This window comes from Laspinema sp. D2d (assembly GCF_025370755.1).
In the GTDB taxonomy this organism is placed as follows: domain Bacteria; phylum Cyanobacteriota; class Cyanobacteriia; order Cyanobacteriales; family Laspinemataceae; genus Laspinema.
Map to the genome: position 1 here is coordinate 1 of NZ_JAMXFC010000077.1, position 3,179 is coordinate 3,179.

Here is a 3,179-nt window from a genome sequence, read left to right on the forward strand (position 1 = left end):
ACCTACTTATTCTCCTCATTTGAATCTAATTGAAATTTTGTGGCGGTTTATTAAATATGAATGGCTCAATTTAGATGGTTATTCATGTTGGGGATCCCTCGTAAACTCCATTGAAACAATTCTCCAAGAATTTGGGGGAAACTATGTAATTAATTTTGGCTAGTTACTTACCTGTTCTGAATCTGATAGCTCTACTGGCGGGTGCCACAAAGGAGGACGCATAGACTTTACTCCGTAATGAGCGCTTAATTTAATCGGGTCGTCAATTTCACTTATGCCTAGTTGAGTCGTTTTGTCAAGTCCGGGTACTGAACCGACGCCCTAGAGTGACAGAAGAGGGATAGATAATCCGTATTTGTAGAGTTCATCCAGAATTCTCCCTAGCCGGTCATCATTTAAATGTTGAGCTTCTATGAAGGACCCTAATAAATGCTTTAGCGCTTTTCCTTCAAAGAACCCACTGAACATATATAAGGGGGATGAGACTAATCCCAACCCATTTAATATCATCGCTTTAACCACAAGACCCGCAGTGATTCTTTCTTGCTTGTCGTTTCCTAGTCTTTGATTGATTTTTTCAACTATCCCAATGTCATCTATTATTCCGGCGACCAATCCTAAATGGTCTACGTTACTGACTTCGATTGACATCTCAACCCCCTGAATAGTTAGGATGCAAGGATTCTACCTAAACTATTATCGCTCACTTCCCTTGAGGGCCTCGGCTGGGAGCCTGCCTGTTTGGGTGCGGGCTAGTACAACATAAGATACTACATTTGGAAGTGCGGAATATGGGCTATAATACTTCATACTAAAGGGAGAGGATGTCGCGATCGATAGAAGATATATTTTCTGTAGGTTCAAATTTAGAGTACAAATTTGCTAACCGTTTCAGGTGGATCCATGATGCCGCCCTGTGGGGGTTAAAAACGGCCCATTCATTGATCGTTCAAGTTAGAGTGTTTTTAAAGGATTAGAAGAGTTACGGAGCTAGAATCATGGTAGATGAACTCGATAAAGAGCTGAGAAAGTGCCGAGCCTTCTTAAGTCTAGCCCTATGCCTGGTGTTAGCAAATTTCGCTGTATCCTTCAAGTTTCCCGAACTGCCCAAAACTAACGATGAGCCATTGGAATCAGTTTTGTGTGAGAACCGAACAGTAGGCATTTTTCACACCCAGAAACCCCCCCTCGACCAATTTTGCTTGTCTGAAGCCTCCTTATAAGGATTTCTATCCAGAAAGTTCCGCATTAGAGGTCTGAACAAATTGGGAGCATCCCGATTTTTTAAATAGCCAAAAGTATGATATAAGGGAAAAATTTTTAGTCTCTCCCCATATTATAGAACTGCAAAAGTTAGCGACTCCCTAACCAAACCCGCTTATCAAAGTATTTAAAATTAGAACAATTATTCAGTAATTCTGTCGGATGCCTAAACTTTATAATAAGTTATTCAAGTAGGCACATCTCAAATTAAGCATCTAATTAATATTTTCCGTAGACCACTGAGCTCCGGAAATTTTTAATCGTCTGTCAATTGGTTTGACTGTTGACTCAACGGCCCCCGAGCCAATCGAACAAATTATTTTGGCTCTTCAGGACTTATGGTGATAAGTTTATCTAATACCATATACGATTGCTTAAGGTATGTTATAATATCTGAAAAAATCGAACAAAAATAGCCATGCCCAGAAAAGCCGAATTAAAGCCTCATTTAAGTCCGGGGGACCTGAAAGCGCGATACCGATCTTCTAAGGATCCAGTAGAAGCGCGTCGTTGTCATCTACTCTGGAAAGTCGCTTCGGGGTGGACGGTTAAGGCTGCCGCCGCAGTTGTGGGCCTCAATTATGACTATGCCCGCCGAGTTGTCAAGAAATATAATGAAATGGGGATAGATTCACTTAAAAATGCTCGCCCTAAAACTCCCATAAACCATAAAGGAGGTAAAAAATCTATATTAAATTCACAACAATTAGAGCGATTAAAAGAAGTTATAAAACAGAAGCCTGTAGATGGAGGAATTTGGACCGGACCTAAAGTCGCTCGATGGATGGAACAAGAAACCGGACGTAGTAAAATCTATGATTCTAGAGGATGGGACTACTTAAAAAAGTTAGGATACTCATGGCAAAGACCCAGACCTAAACATCGAGAAGGTTGCCCAATTGAGCAACAAGAATTTAAGGAAAGCTTTCCTAAAAAAGTTCAGCTTATTCGAGAAGAAAATCCCAATGCTGAAATAGAGGTTTGGTTTTTTGATGAACATCGCGTTGGGTTAAAACCAATTTTGGCGAAAGTGTGGGTTCCTGTTGGGGAAAGACCTACAGCGATTGTTCATCATAGATATGAGTGGTTATATGTTTATGGATTTGTTAACCCCAAAACTGGAGGAATTCACAGTTATTTAATTCCGCGAGTAAACGTTCAATGGTTAAATTTAGTTTTTGAGACTTTTGCCAAAGACGTTGGAGCGGGTGAAGATAAAATTATTTTAATTGTCGAGGATAACGCCGGATGGCATAGAAGCAAGAAAGTTTCGCTACCTTTAGGGGTAAAAATTGAAAATTTTCCGCCCTATTCTCCGGAATTACAACCAGCAGAGCGGTTAGGGAAATTGATAGATGAGCCGTTAATTAATACTTATTTTGAAACCTTAGATGACCTAGAAAAAGTCTTAGTTGAACGCTGCCGCTTTCTCCAAGAAAATATGCAAACCGAAATCAAAGCTTTGACCAATTATCATTGGTTGACCTATTGATAATTTGTTGTAGACCTTTACAAACCGGATTCCGTATAATTAAATGCTAAAACATTTAATGTTTTTGAATGGCTAGAGCTGGAATTTATAACGAGTCTTATGAAAAAGCTGATAAAAGACGTAACCGAAAGTTTTCAAAATTTCTAAATCCATAGCCTTGCCGTTTTATGAGCTTTATCTTGTTGTTAATTCCTTCCATAGGTCCACTGCTAGAATGACTAATAAAGTAATTACAGATGGTTGGTAAATACTCCGAAATAGTTTGAATAACTTTCCCATAAATTTTTCGGGTTTTTTGTAACCAGTCTTCAAAGCGCTTTTTCCCTTCTGAAACGGTTTGACGGGTTTCATAAATCTGCCGAAATTCCTCTTTATGTTCGTAAGCCGCTTTCAACCGTTTAGATTTAGATGAGGATAAGAGGTT

3 protein-coding genes and 2 pseudogenes are annotated in these 3,179 nt (G+C 39.3%); 2 read left to right on the top strand and 3 right to left on the bottom strand.

Annotated features, from left to right (window positions below):
* Window positions 1-163 (top strand): transposase (locus NG796_RS26195; RefSeq protein ID WP_411268826.1); only part of this gene is annotated, 163 nt, incomplete at its 5' end.
* Window positions 164-342: 179 nt separating this feature from the next.
* Here the strand turns inward: NG796_RS26195 and NG796_RS26200 are convergent.
* Together NG796_RS26200 and NG796_RS26205 are read right to left on the bottom strand one after the other, a co-directional pair.
* Window positions 343-651 (bottom strand): annotated as a pseudogene (locus tag NG796_RS26200) (DUF4277 domain-containing protein); the annotation flags it as partial.
* A gap of 827 nt (window positions 652-1,478) precedes the next feature.
* Window positions 1,479-1,592: pseudogene (locus NG796_RS26205) on the bottom strand (ISKra4 family transposase); the annotation flags it as partial.
* An 89-nt stretch (window positions 1,593-1,681) separates the two neighbouring features.
* On the opposite strand from NG796_RS26205, the gene NG796_RS26210 reads away from it, so the two are divergent.
* Window positions 1,682-2,755: an IS630 family transposase gene (locus NG796_RS26210; RefSeq protein ID WP_261210446.1), complete on the top strand. Its 1,074-nt coding sequence runs from the start codon at window positions 1,682-1,684 to the stop codon at window positions 2,753-2,755.
* A gap of 97 nt (window positions 2,756-2,852) precedes the next feature.
* On the opposite strand, the gene NG796_RS26215 is transcribed toward NG796_RS26210, so the two are convergent.
* The coding region (locus NG796_RS26215; protein WP_261210447.1) for a transposase at window positions 2,853-3,179 on the bottom strand (327 nt) is incomplete at its 5' end.

What these genes read in the sequence shown, in the direction of transcription:
- NG796_RS26210 (WP_261210446.1), top strand. Translation starts at nt 1,682, where the DNA reads ATGCCCAGAAAAGCCGAATTAAAGCCTCATTTAAGTCCGGGGGACCTG.